General features: G+C 37.9%; 16 protein-coding genes, 1 tRNA gene and 3 rRNA genes. 7 read left to right on the forward strand and 13 right to left on the reverse strand.

From position 1 onward, the window contains the following. Position 1: 1 nt before the first annotated feature. The 6 genes from rseP to rlmH form a co-directional block, all read right to left on the reverse strand. Positions 2–1288, reverse strand: a complete 1287-nt coding sequence (rseP, locus tag QJV49_RS06460; protein ID WP_225512496.1) for an RIP metalloprotease RseP — start codon at positions 1286–1288, stop codon at positions 2–4. 18 nt (positions 1289–1306) lie between these two features. Beyond that, positions 1307–2110 carry a phosphatidate cytidylyltransferase gene (locus QJV49_RS06465; protein ID WP_225512495.1) on the reverse strand — a complete coding sequence of 268 codons (804 nt, stop codon included), beginning with the start codon at positions 2108–2110 and terminating at the stop codon, positions 1307–1309. After that, the gene (locus QJV49_RS06470; RefSeq protein ID WP_225512494.1) at positions 2110–2844 is read right to left on the reverse strand and encodes an isoprenyl transferase; all 735 of its coding nucleotides are present in this window, start codon (positions 2842–2844) and stop codon (positions 2110–2112) included. Before QJV49_RS06470 ends, QJV49_RS06465 begins: the two co-directional genes overlap by 1 nt. Positions 2845–3208: 364 nt before the next feature. Continuing rightward, positions 3209–3541 carry a preprotein translocase subunit YajC gene (yajC, locus tag QJV49_RS06475; RefSeq protein ID WP_003130588.1) on the reverse strand — a complete coding sequence of 111 codons (333 nt, stop codon included), beginning with the start codon at positions 3539–3541 and terminating at the stop codon, positions 3209–3211. A 94-nt stretch (positions 3542–3635) separates the two neighbouring features. Further along, entirely contained in the window at positions 3636–4334 is a 699-nt protein-coding gene (locus QJV49_RS06480) for a DNA alkylation repair protein (protein ID WP_225512493.1), read from the reverse strand. A 23-nt stretch (positions 4335–4357) separates the two neighbouring features. Then, a complete protein-coding gene (rlmH, locus tag QJV49_RS06485; RefSeq protein WP_003130585.1) occupies positions 4358–4837 on the reverse strand; it encodes a 23S rRNA (pseudouridine(1915)-N(3))-methyltransferase RlmH in 480 nt (159 codons plus the stop codon). Positions 4838–5212: 375 nt separating this feature from the next. Between rlmH and QJV49_RS06490 the strand changes: the two genes are divergently transcribed. From QJV49_RS06490 to QJV49_RS06510, 5 genes are all read left to right on the forward strand, one after another. Next, complete coding sequence (locus QJV49_RS06490) at positions 5213–6439, forward strand: S1C family serine protease (protein ID WP_225512492.1); 1227 nt, start codon at positions 5213–5215, stop codon at positions 6437–6439. 125 nt (positions 6440–6564) lie between these two features. After that, on the forward strand, positions 6565–7563 hold the full coding sequence (locus QJV49_RS06495; RefSeq protein WP_225512491.1) for a glycosyltransferase family 4 protein: 999 nt from the start codon (positions 6565–6567) through the stop codon (positions 7561–7563). A 125-nt stretch (positions 7564–7688) separates the two neighbouring features. Beyond that, positions 7689–9029 (forward strand): glycosyltransferase family 4 protein, encoded by a 1341-nt coding sequence (locus QJV49_RS06500; RefSeq protein ID WP_225512490.1) that lies wholly within the window; start codon positions 7689–7691, stop codon positions 9027–9029. A 107-nt stretch (positions 9030–9136) separates the two neighbouring features. Then, the gene (locus tag QJV49_RS06505; RefSeq protein WP_003130579.1) at positions 9137–9361 is read left to right on the forward strand and encodes a YkuJ family protein; all 225 of its coding nucleotides are present in this window, start codon (positions 9137–9139) and stop codon (positions 9359–9361) included. A 134-nt stretch (positions 9362–9495) separates the two neighbouring features. Further along, positions 9496–10497 (forward strand): hypothetical protein, encoded by a 1002-nt coding sequence (locus tag QJV49_RS06510; protein ID WP_225512489.1) that lies wholly within the window; start codon positions 9496–9498, stop codon positions 10495–10497. Between the two features lie 40 nt (positions 10498–10537). Here QJV49_RS06510 and QJV49_RS06515 read toward each other — a convergent pair whose 3' ends face one another. Beyond that, positions 10538–11290: a tRNA1(Val) (adenine(37)-N6)-methyltransferase gene (locus QJV49_RS06515; protein WP_225512488.1), complete on the reverse strand. Its 753-nt coding sequence runs from the start codon at positions 11288–11290 to the stop codon at positions 10538–10540. A 148-nt stretch (positions 11291–11438) separates the two neighbouring features. Continuing rightward, positions 11439–14072 carry a DNA polymerase I gene (gene polA / locus QJV49_RS06520; RefSeq protein ID WP_225512487.1) on the reverse strand — a complete coding sequence of 878 codons (2634 nt, stop codon included), beginning with the start codon at positions 14070–14072 and terminating at the stop codon, positions 11439–11441. A gap of 237 nt (positions 14073–14309) precedes the next feature. Between polA and QJV49_RS06525 the strand changes: the two genes are divergently transcribed. Continuing rightward, positions 14310–15122 (forward strand): Cof-type HAD-IIB family hydrolase, encoded by an 813-nt coding sequence (locus tag QJV49_RS06525; RefSeq protein WP_225512486.1) that lies wholly within the window; start codon positions 14310–14312, stop codon positions 15120–15122. Continuing rightward, positions 15119–16042, forward strand: coding sequence for a LacI family DNA-binding transcriptional regulator (locus QJV49_RS06530; RefSeq protein WP_225512485.1), 924 nt, complete (start codon positions 15119–15121; stop codon positions 16040–16042). Before QJV49_RS06525 ends, QJV49_RS06530 begins: the two co-directional genes overlap by 4 nt. Before the next feature lie 95 nt (positions 16043–16137). Here the strand turns inward: QJV49_RS06530 and rrf are convergent. The 5 genes from rrf to QJV49_RS06555 form a co-directional block, all read right to left on the reverse strand. Continuing rightward, positions 16138–16253: ribosomal RNA gene (rrf, locus tag QJV49_RS06535) — 5S ribosomal RNA — on the reverse strand. 83 nt (positions 16254–16336) lie between these two features. Then, positions 16337–19237 (reverse strand): 23S ribosomal RNA (locus QJV49_RS06540). Positions 19238–19375: 138 nt separating this feature from the next. Next, positions 19376–19448, reverse strand: a tRNA-Ala gene (locus QJV49_RS06545). A 93-nt stretch (positions 19449–19541) separates the two neighbouring features. After that, positions 19542–21088, reverse strand: a 16S ribosomal RNA gene (locus QJV49_RS06550). Together the 16S, 23S and 5S rRNA genes with 1 tRNA gene alongside form the textbook arrangement of a ribosomal RNA operon. 365 nt (positions 21089–21453) lie before the next feature. Beyond that, positions 21454–21945, reverse strand: coding sequence for a sigma-70 family RNA polymerase sigma factor (locus tag QJV49_RS06555; RefSeq protein ID WP_225512960.1), 492 nt, complete (start codon positions 21943–21945; stop codon positions 21454–21456). Positions 21946–22039 lie beyond the last annotated feature (94 nt).

Consider the following 22039-nt stretch of genomic DNA (forward strand, 5'->3'; position numbering starts at 1 on the left):
ATTAATTTACAAAGGCTCGGAGAATATCATTCCATGTTACTGCTACAAAGAGCACAAGCATGAAGACAACTCCCAGCATTGTGATGATTGATTCCTTTTCTTGTGAGAGTGCTTTGCCACGAATTGCTTCAATAATATTTAAGACAATTTTTCCACCATCAAGTACTGGAATAGGGAAAAGATTGACAATCCCTAAATTAATTGAAAGCATAGCTAAAAGATAGACAATAGCTGGAAAACCTGCTCTTGCAGCTTGACCACTCAGCTGATAAATAGCAACTGGGCCACCAAGTTTGTCAAGACTCGGTCGTGCAATCAAACTTCCTAAAGCTTTAAAGATTGCTGTAGCTGATTGGCCTGCTTGAACAAAGCCACCTGTAATCTTATCAAAGAAACCTGTTTTCATTGATTGCATAATGCCAACACGGTAACTTCCGTCCATTTTTTTAGGTGTAACTGATAAGGTTTCCGATTTGCCTGAACGGCTAACTTCAAGTTTTAATTCTTTTCCTTTAGAACCTGAAATTTCAGTAACAACATTGTTCCAATCTGCCGTTTTAGTTCCATTGACTGCTTCAATTTTATCACCAGCTTTTAAGCCTGCATTGTAAGCGGGTGTTCCTTTTTCAACTTGGCCAATAGCATTAGTAGTTGAAGGAACGCCTCCTTGAACAAAGGTTAGGACGATAAAAGCAATGGTTCCTAAAATAAAGTTATTCAAAGGACCACCGAAGTTTGTCAACATTTTATGAAAGATACCGGCTGATTGATATTGAACATCGAGTGGTGCAATCCGAACTTCTGTTCCATCTTCTTCAATGATTGTTGCATCATGATCAACAGAATAACGTTTGATTTCCCCAAAAACTTCTCCTTCAATGAAAAGTTCTTTTTCAAAATCATATTCAGTAATCAACATTGGAATTGCTTCTTCTAATTCAACATGTTCTGACAGATTAATTCTTCTGACGATATTACTGACAGAATTTTCAGCTTCTAGATTTATTACTTCAGAGTTACTGACAACAAGACTTGCAGCTTGTCCTTTTTTGATTTCAGTCTTGTCATCACCCCAACCAGCCAAACGAACATAGCCACCGAGGGGAAGAATTCTTATCGTGTAAAGTGTCCCATCTTTTGCTTGGTGAGCAAAAATTTTCGGGCCCATTCCAACGGCATATTCACGCACTAAAATTCCTGAACGTTTTGCCCACCAAAGGTGGCCATATTCATGGATAGCGACAATAATACCAAAGATAATAATAAAAGTAATCAGTGTTTCTATCAATCGACTTCCTCCTTAAAATTAGAATAGTCCAAGTAGATGCATAATCGGGAAAACAAAAATCAAATTGTCAAAGCGGTCAAGAATTCCACCATGACCTGGTAAAATTTTACCTGAATCTTTTACGCCAAAATGACGTTTAATACTTGATTCCACAAGGTCACCAATTTGACCAACCACTGAAAAGATAATTGTAAAGATGACAAGTTTTATGTAGCCAATTTGCGGTAGCTCTTTAGTAAATAAGAAATACATGACTAAGGCAACGACAACTGCTGAAACAATTCCTCCAACTGAGCCGATAACTGTTTTATTTGGTGAAACAGACGGTAAAAGTTTTTGAGGGAATCGGTCTTTAAGTGAGCGCCCAAAAGCATAGGCCCCAATATCTGTCGCCCAAACGATAAAGAGAGCTAAAAAGACAATGTAAACACTTGTTTGACGTGCTGTCAGTAAATTTTGAAAACCAATTCCTATATAAAAAGCAGAGAGGAAAGGAAAGCCTGCGTCAACAAAGGAATATTTCCCATTTGAAAGTACCATTCCTGTTAACATTGCAAACAAGAAAAGCGTAAAGAGCATCACTCCGCCATCAACATTCAGCCCTAACCAATGTTTACCAACTGGTAAAGCAAGTGAAAGAGCGGCTAAAGTGGCTAAAATCCCTTCAAATGATAATAATTGAAGCTTGTACATCCGAAACAACTCTTGCATCGCAATGATAACAAGCAAAGCGACTAAGATTTGAAAGTAAGCTCCTCCTAGAAGCAAGAGGGCTAAAAAAATTCCTCCTGCAACTACACCTGTAATAATTCGTTGCATCATTATTTGACTCCTCCATATCTGCGGTCACGCTTTTGGAAAGCAGAAATAGCCTTGTCCAATTCTTCTTCATCGAAATCTGGCCAAGCAGTTTGCGCAAAATATAATTCACTATAGGCTGACTGCCAAGTCAAGAAATTAGACATTCTTTGTTCACCAGATGTTCTAATAATCAGGTCTGGGTCACGAAGATTTTCAGGCAAAACAGCAGTTTGTAAATGTTTTGACAACTCTTCTTCTGTCAGTGAACTTAAATCCTGACCACTTTTAGCAAGTGCTTGAATGGCTAAAACAATATCACGACGGCCACCATAATTCATTGCAAAATTCAAAATCATTCCGTTGTTTTCATAAGTTTCTTCAGTCGCACGGTCAATTGAATCTAAAGTTGCTTTTGGCAACCCTTCACGTTCACCAATCATCCGAATCTGAATATTTTCTTCTTTTAAAACTGGAACATATTTACTGTAAAAATCGATAGGTAAACTCATGATAAATTTTACCTCATCCACTGGTCTTGTCCAATTTTCTGTGGAAAAAGCATAAACAGTCATCACTTTAATTCCACGTCTTGCACCATGAATGGCAACATCTTTCAGAGAATCCATTCCAGCTTTGTGACCAAAAATTCTTGGTTTACCCTTCTTTTTGGCCCATCGTCCATTACCATCCATGATAATCCCGATATGCTCTGGAAGTAATTCTTCTTTTTCTTTATTTTTTAAGCTATTAAACATAGTACCTCACATGAGAATTTTATGCAAAAATATTTTCATAAATTCACCATTATACGCTTTGGTTGTTAAAGTTTTATTAATCATAAGTTTCTGAATAAAAGATTTATCTTTCTTATCCTTCACTTATTTAATCCAAACCTTTCTCTACTCTTCTTCTCAAAAAAGACAGTATTACCTTTCCATTTTACCATATTTTAATATAGATTTGTATCTCCAATTTTCTTGGTCAGTAATAATATATTATTCTATTAAGTAAATTCAACTGACTGACAAGTCTGTCAGTAAAATATGTTATAAAAAATCCTGTCAATTACTGACAGGAAAATAAATTTAATCCTTTTTTTCATTAAAAACAGAAAAGAGATTAGTTTTCTTCAATTGGGCTTTCCACTTTTGTTTCAGCTGGTGTTTCTTCAACAACAGTTGTTTCTGGTGTTACACCACTTTTAACAGTTTTTACGGCTGCACGGTCGAAAGTCAAAATCACACCTTCACAATCAAGTTCAATTGTTCCTTTTGCTGAATCAATGCTTGAAAGAATTCCGTGTAATCCACCAATTGTTACGATTTCTGAACCTGGTTGCATAGCATCCAATTGTTCTTGGCGTTTAGATTGTTGTTTCTTTTGTTGACGGTTCATGAAGAACATCATCCCACCCATAACGACAACGATAAAAATAAGAGATAAGCCTGACATTTCTGTCTCCTTTATAAGTTTTATTCAAATTTAAGTTCATTTTCGAACATTCTTCTTATTCTATCATAGTTTGAAAACTCTGTCAAATCAAGCTTTAGAGATGTTTACTTGCTTCTCGAATTGAAAGTTTCGCCATTTTATTTTCATGTTCTTCAATAAATTTTCTGACCCAAGCAGAATTTGTTTTTGCCAAATCTCGCAAAGCCCAACCTATTGCTTTCGTAATAAAAAATTCATCAGCAAAAGAACTTCCTAAAAGATTTTTTTCAATATTATATGAAAGTAATTCTAAATCTGTTTGATTTTTAAAGCTTAATTGACAGTCAATTGCAATTCGTCGAATCCAAAAATTTTCGACTTGAGCCCATTCTTTTACGAGAGACTTGACCTGTTCATAAGCAGTTGAGTCATTTTCGGTCGCTTGTTTACGACCTGTCAGTAAAAGCTGACCTACCAATTCATCTAAAGCGTCAACCGTATCCCACCATGATTTACTGACAGTCAATTTTTTTATCTTTTCCATGTCATCAAAAATAAGCCATTTCTTCATTTGATGAAGATAATCTAAAGCCAGATATTGAAATTCACGCTCAGGCAAATTCCAAAATTCAAAAACAAGCTCCCAATCAATTTGCTTATCTGCCTTTTTTTCCTTTAGAAAATCTTTTGACAAAAGACGTCTTTCTGGCGTTTTTAAACCAATAAATTCAAACTGGTGACGCAAATATGCTGCTTGTTTTTCAGCATTTTCTTCATTCTTATGTTGGCGAAACTCTTCTATAATATTAATCATTTCATTCCTTTCCTTTCAAATTTTTACTTATGATAAGCCGAACCTCGATTAATCATTTGTGCCCGATAAATTTGTTCTACTAAAACCAGACGCATTAGTTGATGAGGAAGTGTCATCCGCCCAAAAGAAATTTGCAAATCACTTCGTTGATAGACTTCCTTTGAAAGTCCTAAAGAACCACCAATTACAAAAACAAGATTTCCTGTTCCGTAAACTTCAGCTTTCTTCACAAAATCAGCCACTTCCTCTGATGACATTAATTTTCCTTGAATGGCTAAAATCGCTAACTGATCTCCTGCTTGAATCCGTGATAAAATTTTCTCACCTTCACGTTTTTTTAAAGCCTCTGCTTCTTTTTCAGAAGCATTATCTGGAATTTTCTCATCTGCTAGCTCAATAATTTCAAGTGGCAGCATCGTTCCCATTCGTTTAACATATTCAGCAATTCCATCTTTTAAATACTTTTCTTTAAGTTTTCCAACAACTACTAATTTAATCTTCATTTTTATTTTTCTCTCTAAATTAAAACTTTATTACTTAAAAATTAACAACTTTTCCCCAGTTTTTTGATTACTTTTACACTTTCAAGAATAAAAACATTTATAAATTCTTAAATTTATTTTATAATTTTACCCTTTTCCCCCATTGAAAACAAGATGAAAACATGATTTATCAACATTTTTTTACTTTTTTCCACTTTTCTGTGGAAAACTTTATTAAAATATCCACTTATCCTCATTAATTTTTAGATTATCCACAAAAATGTGGAAAAACTATATTAGTTTGATTTTTGTTACTATTAAGGTATTATTAAGTGAGAGTAGATATAATTACATCATAGAAATGCTACAAAGAGTAATAATTGAAAGGAATTATTTATGGCAAAAGCTAATATAGGAAAATTGCTATTAACAGGTGTCGTGGGCGGAGCCATCGCACTTGGAGGAAGTGCAATCTACCAAAGCACTACAAATCAACTAGGGAACAATAGTCGTTCTAACACCACAAGTACCAAGGTTAGTGATGTTTCGGTAAATGTCAATACCGATGTTACCTCTGCAATTAAAAAAGTTTCAAATTCTGTCGTTTCTGTTATGAATTATCAAAAAGATAACTCACAAAGTAGTGATTTCAGTTCAATTTTTGGCGGAAATAGTGGTTCAAGTTCATCAACTGATGGCTTACAGCTTTCTAGTGAAGGCTCTGGTGTGATCTACAAGAAATCTGGTGGAGATGCCTACGTTGTAACTAATTACCACGTAATTGCTGGTAATAGCTCACTTGATGTTCTGCTTTCTGGTGGACAAAAAGTCAAAGCTTCTGTAGTTGGTTATGATGAATACACAGACCTTGCTGTTCTTAAAATCAGTTCTGAACATGTCAAAGATGTGGCGACATTCGCTGATTCTAGTAAATTAACAATTGGTGAACCTGCCATTGCCGTTGGCTCACCTTTAGGTAGTCAATTTGCTAACACCGCAACTGAAGGAATTTTATCTGCAACAAGCCGTCAAGTGACTTTGACCCAAGAAAATGGTCAAACAACTAATATCAATGCAATACAAACAGATGCTGCCATTAATCCTGGTAACTCTGGAGGTGCTTTGATTAATATTGAAGGACAAGTTATTGGAATTACTCAAAGTAAAATTACAACCACTGAAGATGGTTCGACTTCTGTCGAAGGTTTAGGATTTGCTATCCCTTCTAATGATGTTGTAAATATTATTAATAAACTTGAAGCCGATGGTAAAATTTCACGTCCTGCTTTGGGTATTCGAATGGTTGACCTTTCACAATTATCAACAAATGACAGTTCACAATTGAAATTACCAAGTAGTGTAACAGGTGGGGTTGTCGTTTACTCCGTCCAATCTGGCCTTCCTGCTGCCTCAGCTGGTTTGAAAGCCGGGGATGTAATTACAAAGGTTGGCGATACGGCAGTAACTTCTTCAACAGACTTGCAAAGTGCTCTTTACTCACATAATATCAATGATACAGTAAAAGTTACTTATTATCGTGATGGTAAATCAAATACAGCAGATGTTAAACTTTCTAAATCAACCAGTGATTTAGAAACAAGCAGTTCATCTTCTTCTAATTAATAACTTAATAATTTAATAAAAGTCTTCTGTAAATAGAAGGCTTTTTTCATACTAAAGTCTGAAATTTTTAAAAATAATAAATTTCCATTTTTCTTTTATTGATTTATGGTAAAATAAAGTTAAGCATGAAAATTTTACTTTACTTAGAAGCCGAACAATTTTTGAGACATTCAGGAATTGGTCGTGCAATGAAACATCAACAACGCGCCCTTGATTTAATGGGCATTGACTGGACAAAAAATCCTGAGGATGATTATGATATCCTCCATTTAAATACTTATGGCTTTAGCAGTTGGAAAATGTTAAAGAAAGCAAAAAAAGCTGGAAAAAAAGTAATCTTTCATGGTCATTCGACCAAAGAAGATTTTCAAAATTCCTTTATTGGCTCAAATATTGCTGCACCTTTCTTTAAACAATATTTAATGCACTTTTATCGTGCTGCTGATTTAGTCATTACACCAACTGATTATTCTGCTAGTTTGCTCCGTTCTTATGGAATTAAATGTCCAATCTTACCGATTTCAAACGGAATTGATTTGGCTAAATATTCTCGAAGTGAAGCCAAAGAGCAAGCCTTCCGTGAATATTTTTCACTAAAAGCTGAGCAAAAAGTTGTCGTGACAGCTGCCCTTTATTTTAAACGTAAAGGGATAGATGATTTTATTAAAGTGGCTGAAAGAATGCCCGATGTGACTTTCATTTGGTTTGGTTATCAAAATCTTTGGACTATTCCAGGTTGGATTCGTCGAATTGTTAAAAAAAATCATCCGAAAAATGTTCTTTTCCCAGGTTATATCAAGGGAGATATTTTTGAAGGAGCCATGTCATCTGCAGATGCCTTCTTTTTCCCTTCTCGAGAAGAAACTGAAGGAATCGTTGTTCTTGAAGCACTTGCTAGTCACCAAAAAACTGTCGTTCGAGACATCCCAGTTTATCATGGCTGGCTTGATTCAACTTGTGTAAGTATGGCAACAGATGTTGAAGGTTTTGTCAATCAACTTCAGGATGTTTTAGATGGAAAGGTTGACAAGACAAAAGAGGCTTATCAAGTAGCTGAAAGTCGGACAATTGAAAAAGTTGCCCAACAATTAGCTGATGCTTATCAGCAAACTTTAGAACTTTAATTTTTAAAAATTACTGACAGAAAGAAAAAGTAGTTGCTGACCAAGCTGTCAGTAAAATTTTCTTACTAAAATTCTTGTCAGTAAAAAAATAAAAAATTTACAGAAATATAAACGGGAATTTATTTATGAGAGTTGGACTTTTTACAGATAGTTACTTTCCACAAATCAGTGGAGTAGCAACAAGTATTCGCACTTTGGCCCTAGAGCTTGAAAAATTAGGGCATGAGGTTTTCATTTTTACAACAACAGATCCAAATGCTGATGTGGATCACGAACGTAATATTATTCGGCTACAATCCATTCCTTTTGTGAGCTTAGCTGAACGTAAAATTGTCCTCAAAGGTGTTTTTGCTGCTTATTTGATTGCTAAAGAATATGATTTAGATATCATCCATACGCAAACTGAATTTGGAATGGGAATTTTAGGTAAAATGGTTGCTGCTCAATTGCGCATCCCTGTCATTCATACCTTACATACCAAATATGAAGATTATGTTTATTACATCGCCAAAGGACGCTTAATCCGTCCAAGTATGGTTAAGTACATTATTCGTAATTTCTTGCGTGGAACTGAAGCGATTATTTGCCCAAGTGAAATGGTTTTGGAAACTGTTAACAGTTACGGTATCACTCTTCCTAAACGTGTCATTCCAACAGGAATCGAAATTGATCGCTTTAAACGCGATGACATTAAGCCTGAAGAAACAGCAAAATTAAGAGCCGAGCTTGGACTGATAGAAAATGAAATCATGTTGCTCAGCCTCTCACGGATTGCGGCTGAAAAAAATATCCAAGCTGTGATTCATGCACTACCGGATATTTTAGAAGAGTTTCCCGTGAAACTTGTAATTGTTGGTCATGGACCATATACCGAAAATCTTAAAGAATTAGTCAAAGAACTTAAACTTACTGATAAAGTTGTCTTCACAGGTCCTGTTGAAAATGAGAAAACAGCCTATTATTATAAAGCTGCTGACTTTTTCATTTCTGCTTCTACTTCAGAAACTCAAGGATTAACTTATCTTGAAGCAATGGCAGCAGGGACAAGAGTCTTAGCTGCTAAAAATCCTTATTTGTCTGAATTAATTAATGATGATGAATTCGGACGACTCTTCATTGGTGATGATGACTTAGCTGAAGTGACCAAAACGGCAATTCGTGATTTACATCCAATTGATAAAGATAAATTTGAAAATAAACTTTATGAAATTTCAGCAGAAAATTTTGCTAAAAAAGTTTATCTCTTCTATATTGACACCATTATTGAATACAATAATCTTAAGTCTATTGAAGCGGAACATTTTCCAATGAAAATGGAAGATACGATTCGTCAAATGCCAGTTACTGTTAAACGTTCACTTAAGAGAGAACAAATTCGAGCAAAATATTTTGCCAGAAAAGCCAGTAAACTTGCCAAAAATCTACAAAGTTATGTTAAAATAGATAAGGACAAAGAACAGGACTAATGGGGTCAATCCTAAGAACTGTCCCTTTGAAAAACAATTGGAAGTAAAAAACAATTTTATAAAAACAGAGTTTTGCTTTGCAGAACACCGAAAGGAATTTTTAAGAAATGAAATCACACTTGTTAGCAATTATGAATCGCTTAAACCGTTTGGTTGAAGGTGGTGACCCAAAAGAAACTTATAATTTTGAACGTGAAGGCGAAGTAATGCTTACTGTAAGTTACAGTCCAGAAGATGAAGCTTTTGCTTTGCGTTATCCTAAACAAAAAGATGCTTCTTTGTTTGATGATATCGATCTTGTTGCCATTGAAATTTATGATATGATTTATTAAAAAATACTGATGGAGAGCTCAGAATAATCCTAAGCCTTTCATCAGTTTTTTTCTTACTTCTTGTGTTTCTTATATTTTATTGCTCTTTTAGATTTTTTATAGTAAAATATCAATAAAATATATTGGAGATATTTATGAAAAAGAAAACTTGGATATCCTTGGGACTTGTGGCTCTTTCAGTTCTCACTCTTTCGGCTTGCTCAACTAAAAACTCTGACGAGGCGAAAAAAGCTTTTATTTCAGATACAGTAGCGTTGAACAATTCAAAAGAATACAATTCACAAAATGTCAAAATTGCTGTCAATGATTTCAAAGTTCATGGTGACGATAGCTCTGAATTCAATCAGCTCTTTAGCAAAGGGGCTGGATTTGATTTTAATATTGGGCTTGATAAGACCAATCAACTTGCGATCATTGATGGAAAAATATCCCTCGCTAAAAAAGATTATGATTTGGGACTTATGATGTCACAAAAAGGGATTTATATTAGTAGTTCAGATATTAAATCACTTTATAATAATAATAAAGCAATGATTCCAAGTTCAGCTGGCGATGCTACAACCATCTATGGCGCAATGATTGACAGTCTTGATAAATCTTACTTACTCATTGATTCACAAACGATTGATTCAAGTGCTCAGTCTTCTAAAGACAATTGGGAATCTACGCTTAAGCAACTCTTTGGATCAACTTCAAAAATGAGTGAGGCTGATTTAGAGAAACAGTATAAAGAGATTCCCAATTCTGATTTTACTAAATTCGGTGATAAAGTAACCGTGAATTTTTCTGGTAAAGATATTGAACTCAAAGATTTAATTGATAATCTCAGTACTACTTACTCTATTCCTAAAGAACAAAAGGAGCAATTAATCAAAGAAAGTAAAAATGTTGATATTAGCAAACTTTCAATTAAATTAACTGTAGATAAAAAAGCACATAAAATGACCGGAGGAATGACCGGTAGCATTTCTAATAAAAAAGAAAAAACAAGTGCTGACATTGATATTTCTTTAGCATCAACACGGGGAAAACTAAAAGAAACGCTTAAAGAGCCCGCTTCAGCAGATATTAACACACTCGAAGAACTACAAAATGCAGCCATTAAAAAATTAATGACCCAAGCAAGCGCAGCATAATTAAAAAAGTTACTGACAGAAATTTCTGTCAGTAACTTTTTTAATGTTTGCCATAATAAATTTCATCAATTTCGTCAGTGTAGGTTCCGTCATCATTATGAACAATCAAAGGTGGTAGAAAAATTTCGCCTCCCTCTTTGCCATCTTTAATTGCATCAATTAGCAAAATATTTGCTGGTTGATTTGCTTTAGGATAAACAAATTGAATCCATTTAGGTTGCAAATTATTAGCACGCATTTTGTCTACAATTTCTAAAAAACGCTCTGGTCTATGAACCATGGCAATATGTCCGTTTGTTTTGAGTAATTTTTTACTGACAGAAAAAATTTCATCCAGATTTGTCGTCAATTCATGACGAGCCAAAGTATAATGCTTACTTTCATTCAAATGACTTTCATCTGAATCTACTTTAAAATAAGGTGGATTACAAAAAATCAAATCTGCACTTGAAGTATGAAGATGCTCAAGCGCCTGATTAAGATTATCATTAATGACAGACATTCTGTCAGCAAGACCATTGAGTTCAATTGAACGAGTTGCCATATCAGCCAAACGATCTTGAATCTCTAATTCAATAATTTGAGCATTTGTTTTAGAACTCGCAAAAAGTCCGACAGCCCCATTTCCCGCACACAAATCGACAATTTTACCCCGTTTTGGTAAGCGCGGAAAACGTGCCAACAAAATCGCATCAATGCTAAAAGAAAAAACCTCTCGGCTTTGAATAATTTTTACCCCACTATTGGCGATTTCATCAATTCTCTCATCCATGTTCAATTCGATATTTTCCATAGTTTTATTATAACACAGACCCTAACACATCTTCTAACAGTACCCGTCAAAAAACGATAATCAAACCAAACTGATTATCGTTTTTATTTATTATTTTTTGATCAATAAATGCGAGGAGTGAACCGTTCAGTTCTAGCACAACCATTTATTATTTAGCCTCATACCAAGTCTTACCAGTATTTTCGTCTACTTTTAATGGGACAGCAAGTTCAATCGCTTCTTCCATCGTTTGTTTTACCAAGGCTTTAATTTCATCTAATTCCTCTAAAGGAACATCAAGGATAATTTCATCATGTACTTGTAATAATAATTTTGATTTAAAATCACGTGCACTCAGGGCTTTATCCAAATTAATCATCGCAATTTTCAAAATATCGGCTGCTGAACCTTGAATTGGTGAATTAATAGCCGTCCGTTCCGCAAAGCCACGAACATTAAAATTACGAGCATTAATATCTGGAATCTTACGACGACGGTGACTCATTGTTTCAACAAAACCTTTATCTCGTGCCTCGCGGACAATATTTTCCATATAGTTTTTAATTCCAGGATAACGTTCAAAATAAGTTTCTATATAGTTTTTAGCATCTTTTCTTGTAATTCCAAGATTTCGTGCCAAACCAAAATCGGAAATTCCATAGACTACTCCAAAGTTGACCGCTTTGGCATTTCTACGATCATTAGCAGTCACATCTTCTGATTTTTCAATACCAAAAACACGCATAGCCGTTGAGGTATGGATATCAGCTCCATGTTTAAAGGCCTCAATCAAATGTTCATCCCCAGAAATATGTGCCAAAACCCGCAATTCAATTTGTGAATAGTCAGAACTCAATAGAAGCGAATCTTTGCTTGGGACAAAAGCTTTACGAATTTTTCGTCCCTCCTCAAGTCGAACAGGAATATTTTGTAAATTCGGGTCAATTGAGCTCAAACGTCCAGTTTGAGTCAAATCTTGAACATAACGTGTATGAATTTTTCCATCATCCGCGATTTGAGGAATCAGACCTTTCACGTAAGTTGATTGCACTTTATTGATTTGACGGTATTCCAAAATTTTTGCTACAACAGGAGATAAAGCAGCTAGGTCTTCTAAAACATCCACTGCCGTTGAATAACCCGTTTTTGTTTTCTTCCCAACAGGTAGCTGTAATTTTTCAAATAAAATCACGCCCAATTGTTTTGGTGAATTAATATTAAATTCTTCACCAGCCAAGTCATAAATTTCACGCGTCAAAGAAGCCAATTTTTCTTCATTTTCTGCACCAATTTCTTCCAGTGTATTTTGGCTAACAGCAATCCCTGTAATTTCCATTTTCGCTAAAACTTCTGCTAATGGTAATTCCATATCAGACAAAAGGTGCTCTTGTTCATTTTCAACCAATTCAGCCATCATTTTTTCTTTGGCCAAGGCAAGCACTTTAATCTTACGAGCTAAATGTTCAAATAAAATCTCATCATCAGGTAAAGCAATTTTTGTCCCTTTGCCAAAAATTTCTTCATCCGTTGCCAAATGTCCGCTATTGAAAAGTCTTGCAATCGTCGAAATTTTATTATCTTCTGTTGTTGAAATTAGATATTTTGCAAGCATTGCATCAAATTTGACCAAAGGTAATTCGATATCCAAGTGACTCAAAAGTACCCGATTTTTCTTGAAATCATAAGTATTTTCAGGGAACTTCATTTTTGTCAGTAAATCTATATTTTTAGAAACATAAATTTTCTCAGCATTTCCCCAGGCAAAAGCCACAATTTGCTCACGATGATAATTTTCCCCTAAAGTTTCCAAATAAAAGAAATCATCAGCATTTACCTTTTCACTGATAGAGCCATCAGTAACTATTTCAAAATCAATTTCGTCAACAACTTTTTCGTCAGTAACTTCTCCACCAGCCTCAGCCAATAATTTACTTTTGAATTGAGCAAATCCCATTTCATCATAAAATTGACTAAGTTCATCAACCTTTTTACCTTTTAAAAGCGTATCATCTAAGCCAATTTCAATTGGAGCTTTCGTATTTATCGTTGCCAATTGTTGTGACAAAAAGGCCATTTCTTTGTCAGCAATTAGATTTTCTTTCATTTTGCTGGCTTTCAAAGAATCAACATTTTCATAAAGATTTTCAAGCGACCCAAACTCTTGTAAAAGTTTAAGACCAGTTTTTTCGCCAACTTTTGTCACGCCAGGGTAATTATCAGAAGAATCGCCCATTAATGCTTTTAAATCAATAAATTGGGCTGGAGTCAATCCCATTTTTTCTAAAAGATAATCAGGTGTAAACTCCTCAAACTCAGCAACACCCTTCTTAGAAATTTCAACTCGCGTATTTCCATCCACAAGCTGAATCATATCCTTATCACCTGTCACAATAGTAACATCAAAATTAACATTTGGGGCTTCCGCCATTTTGTCCAAAGTCCCAATAATATCATCAGCCTCATAGTTAGCTAACTCATAATGACGAATTCCCAATTTCTCAATCATTTCCTTGATAAAAGGTAATTGCTCACGAAATTCATCTGGTGTTTTTGAACGTCCGCCTTTGTAGTCAGCAAACATTTCCGTACGAAAAGTTGTTTTTCCTGCATCAAATGCAATTAAAACATGTGTGGGCTCAACTCTTTCCATCAAAGAAGAAAGCATTGTATGAAATGCGAAAATAGCATTAGTATGTAAACCATTTGGCGCTTTAAAGCGATCTATCTGATTATATAGTGCAAAAAAGGCTCGAAAGGCAACCGATGACCCATCAATTAGTAAAAGTCTGTTCTTGTTCTCCATTTTATTTCCCATCTCTTCCATATGGCTATAATTTTATTCATTCATTTAAGTAAATATTATCTTAAAACACATAAAAACCAGCTTTACTAAATTATAACATTTTCAACTCTTCTTTTGGAACTGCTCAACTTTAAGCATACTCATTAAATCATTCTAAAATAAATAATCAAAAAATCTTGACATGGAACGCGTTCCATAATTTAAAATAGACTTAATCAAACAAAGGAGCTTAATCACATGAAAATTAAACACATTTTTACAGATATGGATGGAACATTACTTGACTCACATGGAAGCCTATCAGACACGAACCACTGGTCTATTTATTACAGTGACCTTCCAATCACATTAGTTTCAGCCCGCAGTCCCTTGGAAATGAGCGATATTGTAGAAAAACTACAACTCACAACGCCTCAAATCGCCTTTAACGGGAACTTAACCTTCACTCAAAATCAATTTGGACTACAAATTATTGATAAAAATACTCTCACTTCAGAGACAGTCTCACAACTCTTAGATTATATCTCAACAGAATTCCCTAATATCAGCTTAAATTGGTATAGTCTTGCACACTGGTACATTAACAAACAAGACAAAGGAACCTTTATACAAAAGGCAATAACGGGTGTAGAACCTAAAATCAAAGCCTTTGATGGTCAATCAGAAATATACAAAATAATGATGATTATCTTTGATACCGACGAACTCCTACAACTCCAATCCCAACTAAATGATCTAAACATACCCAATATTTCGGTTCAACAAAGCGGACAATGGTATTTAGAAATTACATCTAATAATAAAACAAAAGCCGACGCTGTACAATCGATACTTGATAATAAAAATTTAGACTTTCAGGAAATTGCCGCTATTGGTGATGGTCATAATGATATTCCTCTTCTCCAATCCGCTGGACTCGCTATCGCCGTAGATAATGCTAACCCTGAGGTCAAAAAACATGTTAAAATGGTTGTAGCAAAGAATACTGACCATGGTGTAGCGGAGGCAATCTCAGCCATCAATACCCTTAATGAACAGGTGATACAATGACTTCCTTATCCGACTTATCCAAACTTAGCGGTTATTCAAAAGCAACAATTTCACGGGCTCTCTCAGGAAATGGCTATGTCTCAAATGAAGCTCGTGAAATTATTTTGAACCTAGCTAACGACCTTGACTATACTCCCAATGCCATTGCTCAAGAATTATCGGCTGGTACTACCAAAAATATTGGAGTTGTTCTCCCATATGTCAAACACCCTTTTTTCAGTCAAATCTTAGAAGGAATTCTTGATAAAAGTTTTGAAACTGGTTATAAAATTGTAATTCTTCCTTCAAACTACGACCAAAATTTAGAAATACAGTACCTAGAACAACTGCGAAAAAAAGCATTCGAAGCTTTGATTTTTACCTCAAGAAAAGTTTCTGAAGAAACTGTACTTAAGTATCAGAAATATGGCCCTATTGTTCTATGCCATAAACCTCATAGTAAAAAAATAGCCGCTAGCTATGCTGAAAGAAGTGCAGGCTATAAAAAAGCATTTAAATGGTTAAAAGATCAAAACTGTGAAAATATTGGTTTTCTTTTTTCACGCTACAAAAGCCCAACGACCTCCGTGACCCTTCAAACTTACAATGAAATTTATAAACAGAAAGTTAGAAGTGAGCAAATAAAAACAGGTGCTGTTTCTTCAATAGATGGTTATAAATTAGCCCCTAATCTGATGCAATTTGATAGTATTTTTGCCAATTCTGACGATATAGCAGCAAATGTCTGGCGTTGGTTTGATAACTACAACATTTCAAAGCCTATTATTATTGGTCAGGAAGCTTTAATTGCAGGTCAACTACTCAATATTCCAACAATTGATAATCACTTTCTAGAAGTCGGGCATCACGCATTTGAACTCGCTATCTCATGCGAAACTAAACAACTTGCCATTGAGTCGGAATTCATTCTTAAGCGATAAAAAAGCCCTTTTGGGCTTTTTTATCTATTTCCTAACACTTTTATCTTGACTATTGTTAGCAGAATAAAAAAAGGAGCCCTAGCTCCTTCTGTTTCACTTGGCCACTTGCCTATCTCCCAGGGGGCAACCCCCAAGTACTTCCGCCGTAGATGGACTTAACTTCTGTGTTCGACATGGGAACAGGTGTATCTCCATCGCAATGATGACCAAATCATTAAATGTTACCTTGAACATTCAAAACTAAATAACAATTCTTCTAACTTCTAAACCTTAAGCTTTTTATATTTGACTCTTTTGGTAAAGTCCTCGAGCGATTAGTACTGGTCCGCTCCAAGTCTCGCAACTCTTCCACTTCCAGCCTATCTACCAGATCATCTCTCTGGGCTCTTAATTCTTACGAATGGGTAATCTCATCTTGAGGTGGGCTTCGCACTTAGATGCTTTCAGCGCTTATCCCTTCCCTACATAGCTATCCAGCCGTGCTCCTGGCGGAACAACTGGTACACCAGCGGTAAGTCCATCCCGGTCCTCTCGTACTAAGGACAGATCCTCTCAAATTACCTACGCCCGCGACGGATAGGGACCGAACTGTCTCACGACGTTCTGAACCCAGCTCGCGTGCCGCTTTAATGGGCGAACAGCCCAACCCTTGGGACCGACTACAGCCCCAGGATGCGACGAGCCGACATCGAGGTGCCAAACCTCCCCGTCGATGTGAACTCTTGGGGGAGATAAGCCTGTTATCCCCAGGGTAGCTTTTATCCGTTGAGCGATGGCCCTTCCATGCGGTACCACCGGATCACTAAGTCCTAGTTTCCTACCTGCTCGAGTTGTAGCTCTCGCAGTCAAGCTGGCTTTTACCTTTACACTCTACGATTGATTTCCAACCAATCTGAGCCAACCTTTGAGCGCCTCCGTTACTCTTTAGGAGGCGACCGCCCCAGTCAAACTGTCCGTCAGACACTGTCTCCCTGGCCGATTATGCCAGCGGGTTAGAGTAACCATAAGTCAAGGGTAGTATCCCAACAACGCCTCAATAGAAACTAGCGTCCCTATTTCAATGGCTCCTACCTATCCTGTACATGACTTACAGGTACTCAATATCAAACTACAGTAAAGCTCCATGGGGTCTTTCCGTCCTGTCGCGGGTAACCTGCATCTTCACAGGTACTAAAATTTCACCGAGTCTCTCGTTGAGACAGTGCCCAAATCATTACGCCTTTCGTGCGGGTCGGAACTTACCCGACAAGGAATTTCGCTACCTTAGGACCGTTATAGTTACGGCCGCCGTTTACTGGGGCTTCAATTCATACCTTCGACTTACGTCTAAGCACTCCTCTTAACCTTCCAGCACCGGGCAGGCGTCACCCCCTATACATCACCTTGCGGTTTAGCAGAGAGCTGTGTTTTTGATAAACAGTTGCTTGGGCCTATTCACTGCGGCTGGCTTTTACACCAGCACCCCTTCTCCCGAAGTTACGGGGCTATTTTGCCGAGTTCCTTAACGAGAGTTCTCTCGATCACCTGAGGCTACTCGCCTCGACTACCTGTGTCGGTTTGCGGTACGGGTAGATATGACTTTACGCTAGAAGCTTTTCTTGGCAGTGTGACATCAGAGAGTTCGCAACCGTAGTTGCTTCCCCATCACAGCTCAATGTTAGAGAGAAATGCATTTGACACATCTCACACCTCACTGCTTAGACCAGAATCCATTAACTGGCATCTCTTAGCCTACTGCGTCCCTCCATCACGATCATATCTAGTACTGGAATATCAACCAGTTGTCCATCGACTACGCCTTTCGGCCTCGCCTTAGGTCCCGACTAACCCAGGGCGGACGAGCCTTCCCCTGGAAACCTTAGTCTTACGGTGGATAAGATTCTCACTTATCTTGCGCTACTCATACCGGCATTCTCACTTCTTAACGCTCCAGCACTCCTCACGGTATACCTTCTTCGCGGTTAAGAACGCTCTCCTACCATTGATAAAATATCAATCCAAAGCTTCGGTAATATGTTTAGCCCCGGTACATTTTCGGCGCAGGGTCACTCGACTAGTGAGCTATTACGCACTCTTTGAATGATAGCTGCTTCTGAGCTAACATCCTAGTTGTCTGTGCAACCCCACATCCTTTTCCACTTAACATATATTTTGGGACCTTAGCTGTTGGTCTGGGCTGTTTCCCTTTCGACTACGGATCTTAGCACTCGCAGTCTGACTGCCGAACATGTGTATTAGCATTCGGAGTTTATCTGAGATTGGTAATCCTAGACGGACCCCTCACCCAAACAGTGCTCTACCTCCAATACACTTACATTTCGACGCTAGCCCTAAAGCTATTTCGGAGAGAACCAGCTATCTCCCAGTTCGTTTGGAATTTCTCCGCTATCCACAAGTCATCCAAACACTTTTCAACGTGTCCTGGTTCGGGCCTCCAGTGCGTCTTACCACACCTTCACCCTGCTCATGGATAGGTCACTAGGTTTCGGGTCTACATCATGATACTAAGTCGCCCTATTCAGACTCGGTTTCCCTACGGCTCCGTCTCTTCAACTTAACCTCGCATCATAACGTAACTCGCCGGTTCATTCTACAAAAGGCACGCTCTCACCCATTAACGGGCTCGAACTTCTTGTAGGCACACGGTTTCAGGTGCTATTTCACTCCCCTCTCGGGGTTCTTTTCACCTTTCCCTCACGGTACTGGTTCACTATCGGTCACTAAGGAGTATTTAGGGTTGGGAGATGGTCCTCCCGGATTCAAACTGGATTTCGCGTGTCCAGCCCTACTCAGGATACTGCTAGGTATAAGCGCTATTTCGTCTACGGGATTATTACCCTCTTTGATTAACCTTCCCAGGTTATTCGACTATAATGCTTAAGTCCACGTTGCAGTCCTACAACCCCAAGAAGCAAGCTTCTTGGTTTGCCCTTCTTCGCGTTCGCTCGCCGCTACTTACGAAATCGTTTTTACTTTCTCTTCCTGCAGGTACTTAGATGTTTCAGTTCTCTGCGTTACCTTTACATGAGCTATGTATTCACTCATGAATAACTGCTAGTAGCAGCTGGGTTTCCCCATTCGGAGACCTAGGGATCAATGCGTACTTACTGCTCCCCCTAGAATATCGTCGTTAGTCACGTCCTTCTTCGGCTCTTAGTGCCAAGGCATCCACCGTGCGCCCTTATTAACTTTGCCATGATGATTTAAAATCATCGTTTTTCAAGTATAAGTTTGTAAATTCTTTAAAATTCACAGCTTTTGGTTTATTTATCGTTATTAGATATTGTTATTTAGTTTTCAATGTTCAAGTGATTTTAACGTCTTGTCTGACAATGGAGCCTAGCGGGATCGAACCGCTGACCTCCTGCGTGCAAAGCAGGCGCTCTCCCAGCTGAGCTAAGGCCCCACAATCAAGAAGTTGATTCTTGCTTAGGTTTATGACTAAACCCCTCAAAACTGAATAAAGTTGAATGCTCACGTCTTTGTATATATTCCTTAGAAAGGAGGTGATCCAGCCGCACCTTCCGATACGGCTACCTTGTTACGACTTCACCCCAGTCATCGGTCTTACCTTAGGAAGCGCCCTCCTTGCGGTTAGGCAACCTACTTCGGGTACTCCCAACTCCCGTGGTGTGACGGGCGGTGTGTACAAGGCCCGGGAACGTATTCACCGCGGCGTGCTGATCCGCGATTACTAGCGATTCCGACTTCATGTAGGCGAGTTGCAGCCTACAATCCGAACTGAGAATGGTTTTAAGAGATTAGCTAAACATCACTGTCTCGCGACTCGTTGTACCATCCATTGTAGCACGTGTGTAGCCCAGGTCATAAGGGGCATGATGATTTGACGTCATCCCCACCTTCCTCCGGTTTATCACCGGCAGTCTCGTTAGAGTGCCCAACTTAATGATGGCAACTAACAATAGGGGTTGCGCTCGTTGCGGGACTTAACCCAACATCTCACGACACGAGCTGACGACAACCATGCACCACCTGTATCCCGTGTCCCGAAGGAACTTCCTATCTCTAGGAATAGCACGAGTATGTCAAGATCTGGTAAGGTTCTTCGCGTTGCTTCGAATTAAACCACATGCTCCACCGCTTGTGCGGGCCCCCGTCAATTCCTTTGAGTTTCAACCTTGCGGTCGTACTCCCCAGGCGGAGTGCTTATTGCGTTAGCTGCGATACAGAGAACTTATAGCTCCCTACATCTAGCACTCATCGTTTACGGCGTGGACTACCAGGGTATCTAATCCTGTTTGCTCCCCACGCTTTCGAGCCTCAGTGTCAGTTACAGGCCAGAGAGCCGCTTTCGCCACCGGTGTTCCTCCATATATCTACGCATTTCACCGCTACACATGGAATTCCACTCTCCTCTCCTGCACTCAAGTCTACCAGTTTCCAATGCATACAATGGTTGAGCCACTGCCTTTTACACCAGACTTAATAAACCACCTGCGCTCGCTTTACGCCCAATAAATCCGGACAACGCTCGGGACCTACGTATTACCGCGGCTGCTGGCACGTAGTTAGCCGTCCCTTTCTGGGTAGTTACCGTCACTTGATGAGCTTTCCACTCTCACCAACGTTCTTCTCTACCAACAGAGTTTTACGATCCGAAAACCTTCTTCACTCACGCGGCGTTGCTCGGTCAGACTTTCGTCCATTGCCGAAGATTCCCTACTGCTGCCTCCCGTAGGAGTTTGGGCCGTGTCTCAGTCCCAATGTGGCCGATCACCCTCTCAGGTCGGCTATGTATCATCGCCTTGGTGAGCCTTTACCTCACCAACTAGCTAATACAACGCGGGATCATCTCTGAGTGATGCAATTGCATCTTTCAAACTTAAAACTTGTGTTTAAAGTTTTTATGCGGTATTAGCATTCGTTTCCAAATGTTGTCCCCCGCTCAAAGGCAGATTCCCCACGCGTTACTCACCCGTTCGCTGCTCATCCAGTCGGTACAAGTACCTTCCTTCAGCGCTCAACTTGCATGTATTAGGCACGCCGCCAGCGTTCGTCCTGAGCCAGGATCAAACTCTCAAATAAAGTATTTAAGTCACCGTAGTGACTGGCTTGTCTTTCATTATTGATTGACAGATTTTTGATGTCCTTAGACATCACATGAGTCATTCTTCTTTATTCAGTTTTCAATGGTCTAGCTTGTCGCTCTTCGACTCACGTCTCTCGCGACAACTATTATATTCTATCAAACCTACTCCGACTTGTCAACAATTAACTGTCCCTTTTACGGTTTTTTTTATTCTACGTTCGCTTTTCTTACTTCTTGTATTCGCTTTAATTCACACCAACACTCACTTTCTAATATTTAAAAAAATAAGTCAATTGCGACTTATTTTTTTATTCTTTTATTAAAAACTCCCTATCTTTATTAAAAGATAAGGAGTTCCCCTTCAATCTTCATCTTCTGAAAATAATATAGCCTTTATTTTTTCTCGCAGACGATACCGTTCCATCCGACTCAATTCTTCCCCTCGCATTTGTCTAAGTAACAACTCTTGATAATGCGCGCTCAAACCTTCATATACTTCTGCCATCAAATGATTAAAAACTACTTCATTATCTGGACCAGTCTCACCTGAATATATCCAGTCTGAGCATTCATAAACGTCTAAACCTATAAAATGATCATGACTTCGTTTTTTTGCATAACTCCGTCTTAATTCATCAATTAATCTTTGATGATACTTTACCTTAAATTTTGTATGGAGCTTCTGGTTATTGCTCTGTTCCTCTAATAGAAGATGTAGAATAATCATCCCTTCTTGAAGATAATCTTCTATTTTCCATGTTCTAATGCGAATTTGTTTCATTAATTTCATCACTATAGGTTTCATTTCTGAAAATAGACTTTCAAAATCTTCTTCTTCCAAGTAGTATGTCATTGGAAATTTCTCCTTTTATTTTTTATTTAATTGGTTGATTACTATAGAGAAAGTGGAGGAGAATGAATATCCAGTAAACAATCAGGAAGTATCT

This window comes from Lactococcus sp. NH2-7C, from assembly GCF_029953655.1.
Taxonomy (GTDB): domain Bacteria; phylum Bacillota; class Bacilli; order Lactobacillales; family Streptococcaceae; genus Lactococcus; species Lactococcus lactis.

Coding starts and splice junctions, on each gene's coding strand:
- QJV49_RS06490 (WP_225512492.1), top strand. CDS start 5,213: ATGGCAAAAGCTAATATAGGAAAATTGCTATTAACAGGTGTCGTGGGC.
- QJV49_RS06505 (WP_003130579.1), top strand. CDS start 9,137: ATGAAATCACACTTGTTAGCAATTATGAATCGCTTAAACCGTTTGGTT.
- QJV49_RS06470 (WP_225512494.1), bottom strand. CDS start 2,844: ATGTTTAATAGCTTAAAAAATAAAGAAAAAGAAGAATTACTTCCAGAG.
- QJV49_RS06495 (WP_225512491.1), top strand. CDS start 6,565: ATGAAAATTTTACTTTACTTAGAAGCCGAACAATTTTTGAGACATTCA.
- QJV49_RS06515 (WP_225512488.1), bottom strand. CDS start 11,290: ATGGAAAATATCGAATTGAACATGGATGAGAGAATTGATGAAATCGCC.
- QJV49_RS06465 (WP_225512495.1), bottom strand. CDS start 2,110: ATGATGCAACGAATTATTACAGGTGTAGTTGCAGGAGGAATTTTTTTA.
- QJV49_RS06525 (WP_225512486.1), top strand. CDS start 14,310: ATGAAAATTAAACACATTTTTACAGATATGGATGGAACATTACTTGAC.
- polA (WP_225512487.1), bottom strand. CDS start 14,072: ATGGAGAACAAGAACAGACTTTTACTAATTGATGGGTCATCGGTTGCC.
- rlmH (WP_003130585.1), bottom strand. CDS start 4,837: ATGAAGATTAAATTAGTAGTTGTTGGAAAACTTAAAGAAAAGTATTTA.
- QJV49_RS06500 (WP_225512490.1), top strand. CDS start 7,689: ATGAGAGTTGGACTTTTTACAGATAGTTACTTTCCACAAATCAGTGGA.
- QJV49_RS06555 (WP_225512960.1), bottom strand. CDS start 21,945: ATGACATACTACTTGGAAGAAGAAGATTTTGAAAGTCTATTTTCAGAA.
- yajC (WP_003130588.1), bottom strand. CDS start 3,541: ATGTCAGGCTTATCTCTTATTTTTATCGTTGTCGTTATGGGTGGGATG.
- QJV49_RS06530 (WP_225512485.1), top strand. CDS start 15,119: ATGACTTCCTTATCCGACTTATCCAAACTTAGCGGTTATTCAAAAGCA.
- QJV49_RS06510 (WP_225512489.1), top strand. CDS start 9,496: ATGAAAAAGAAAACTTGGATATCCTTGGGACTTGTGGCTCTTTCAGTT.
- QJV49_RS06480 (WP_225512493.1), bottom strand. CDS start 4,334: ATGATTAATATTATAGAAGAGTTTCGCCAACATAAGAATGAAGAAAAT.